4 protein-coding genes are annotated in these 2547 nt (G+C 42.9%); all 4 read right to left on the minus strand.

Annotation, left to right across the window (positions count from 1 at the left end):
* The coding region (locus ACWF4Z_RS38150; protein ID WP_452248094.1) for a Ger(x)C family spore germination protein at positions 1-185 on the minus strand (185 nt) is incomplete at its 3' end.
* Between the two features lie 77 nt (positions 186-262).
* Positions 263-1018 carry a spore germination protein gene (locus ACWF4Z_RS38155; RefSeq protein WP_226466627.1) on the minus strand — a complete coding sequence of 252 codons (756 nt, stop codon included), beginning with the start codon at positions 1016-1018 and terminating at the stop codon, positions 263-265.
* Positions 1019-1122: 104 nt separating this feature from the next.
* A complete protein-coding gene (locus tag ACWF4Z_RS38160) occupies positions 1123-2037 on the minus strand; it encodes an IS3 family transposase (protein WP_033880480.1) in 915 nt (304 codons plus the stop codon).
* Complete coding sequence (locus ACWF4Z_RS38165; protein ID WP_014479904.1) at positions 2034-2351, minus strand: transposase; 318 nt, start codon at positions 2349-2351, stop codon at positions 2034-2036. Before ACWF4Z_RS38165 ends, ACWF4Z_RS38160 begins: the two co-directional genes overlap by 4 nt.
* Positions 2352-2547: the final 196 nt, after the last annotated feature.

A 2547-nucleotide genomic window follows, 5' to 3' on the forward strand; every position in this document is an offset into this window, starting at 1 on the left:
GTACTGTACAAATCATTTGCCGCCTCCGTAAACGAGGAACCTTCGCCTTTGCCCACCCAAACCGGGGGCTGCTCCGCTTTTTGCTGTCCCTCCAGCTTGGCCACTGTCGAGAAATCAAGCAATTGCACATACAAGGTGTATTGGCCATCGACATAGTCTATTCCAACAGCCGTAGCATAGTTCATGTTTTGCACTTCATATCTACTCCAGCAACCGGTAAGGGTGAGAAGAAGGAAAAGTGCAACCATACTTTTATATCTCCTCATTTATGCCTGTCCCCTTGCCTTGTAGAATCTCGTGTCTTCAACATGTCCGGTCGAGTGTTTCGCCATGGCCAAGGTAATCGAAACAAAGCGTTGGCCAAGTCTTTAAATGGAGGTGATATTGGGGCCAAGTAAGGCAAGCCGCATGAACGCAATGAGGCTAAATGGCTGAGCACAATAAATAATCCAAGAAAGAAGCCATAAATGCCAAGCGTGGCAGACAGAATGAAAAGAAAAAAGCGTAAGGTACTAATCGTTCCAGCCAATGATAGGCTCGATAAAGTTGAACCAAAGATTTGTGTAATTGCTCCGATGACAACGATACCTGGGGATAAGAATCCAGCACGAATGGCCGCATCCCCCAGGATAAGTCCTCCTACAACCGTTACCGTGGAGCCGACCGCAGAAGGCAATCGGATACCAGCTTCCCGCAGGATTTCTAAGAAGAGAAGTGCAATAAACATTTCAACTGCCACATCAAAAGGGATTCCCAACCGGTTAATCCCCAAAGTGGCAAGTAGATAATAGGGCAGCTGATCTTGATGATAGGAAAGAATGGCAACAAAAAATGCAGGAAGCAGTAGCGATACGGACAAGCCAAGTAAACGAAGCGTTTGACCAAATGTAGCTGCCAAAGCAGTAAAGTGGATATCTTCGGGTGCTTTCACAAGCAAAAATAAATTGGCAGGCGCAATCAACGCAGCCGGTGTACCATCCACAATCAACGCTACACGCCCATTGAGCATACAGTTCACGGTAAAGTCGGGTTAACCCCCTAATTTTGGACACATACTACTCTTAGCTCATTATTTCATAGAATTGCTCTTTATTTTAGGTGAGGCAAGAAAATCATCCTGCCTCATACTCTCACTTCTTTAATCGTTAGCTCTTCTGTTTGGTTTCGTTGATAAAATTCATTTGGTGCTAAATCTAAAATACTCGAATGGATTCTTCGATTATTGTAGAAATCCATGTATTCAGCCACCTCATGATACGCATCTGCGTAGGAATGAAAAGCGAACCGCCTCAAACATTCATACTCTAGTAATCGGTGAAACGACTCGATATGGGCATTCATATTCGGTGTTCTCGGCGGAATGCGTTCATGTTCGATGTGGAACGTTTCACATGCTTTCTGAAACGCTAGAGAAATAAATTGTGGACCATTATCCGTTCGAATGACTGGCTTTGTTTCTCTTTCAAATTGCTGACGCTTAAACAAGGCACGCTGCACGAGTTGGCCAGCGTCGTGTCCGGTACAATGTAAACCAATATGATAATCAATGATGGAACGGTCATATACATCAATGAGCGATAGAATAAAGAAGAAACGCTCTTCACCTTCGATGTAGCCGTATTTAATATCTGCTTCCCACAGCTGATTCGATTCAGTGATGATCCGGTTCCTCGCTAATTTTCTTGGATAGTGGAACTTCACTTCTCGCTGTGGCTGTAGGATATCGAGTTCCTTACATAATCGGTACACTTTCTTTTTGTTAATCTGTAGCGCATACTCGCTTCGAAGGCGGAGGCACAACTTTCGATAGCCATAGACACCGGCTTCACCTGAGATGAGTTCCATCAGCCATTCCTGTATTTGTTCATCCGGTATTTTTTTGCCGTTCTTAGTGAGTGAATAGCCCGGAATGGGTCTGCCCTCACTTACTGACTTTTCTTCTTTCTTGTATTGATAATAGTACGTAGAAGGAGAAATCTCTAAAATCTTCAGGACTTTACGGACGGCATAACCTTTCGCAATCCACTCATTCGCTATTTCAAGCGTTTCAGTAAGTGAGGGTTCTTCTTTTTTAGTACGTCACGGAGAATGGAAATTTCTAAATCTTTTTCGCCTAACAGCTTTTTAAGCTGGTCATTCTCCTCCTCCAACTGTTTGATCCCTGAGGGAGAAACAATATCTTGAATGCCGGAATGATCTAGATTGCCTTTTTCCTGAAAAGCTTTTACCCATTTGCTTACGAGATTTGGACTGAGCTCGTGACGTCTCGCCACCAAAGCTTTATTGCCTGTTTCAATTGCTTCTTGTACCACCTGTTGTTTAAATTCAGCAGAATGTTTTCGTCTTTGCATCACAAAAGCCCCCTTATTTGGCAACCTTAAGTATAAAACCACTCTTAGTAGGTGTCCAAATTCATTAGGGGGCTAAATAGGAAGAATAAAATAAATACCGAGATGTCAAAAATAAAACTGGACTTCATTATTGTCAATTCACATAAATGTAAAAATATTGGAAAGAGGGGAATTCCTTCATGACAAATAGCAGAAC

It is taken from the genome of Kribbella sp. NPDC055071 (genome assembly GCF_053608045.1).

Bases quoted from the DNA above. Each gene is read 5' to 3' on its own strand.
- ACWF4Z_RS38165 (WP_014479904.1), bottom strand. From the start codon at position 2,351: ATGCAAAGACGAAAACATTCTGCTGAATTTAAACAACAGGTGGTACAA.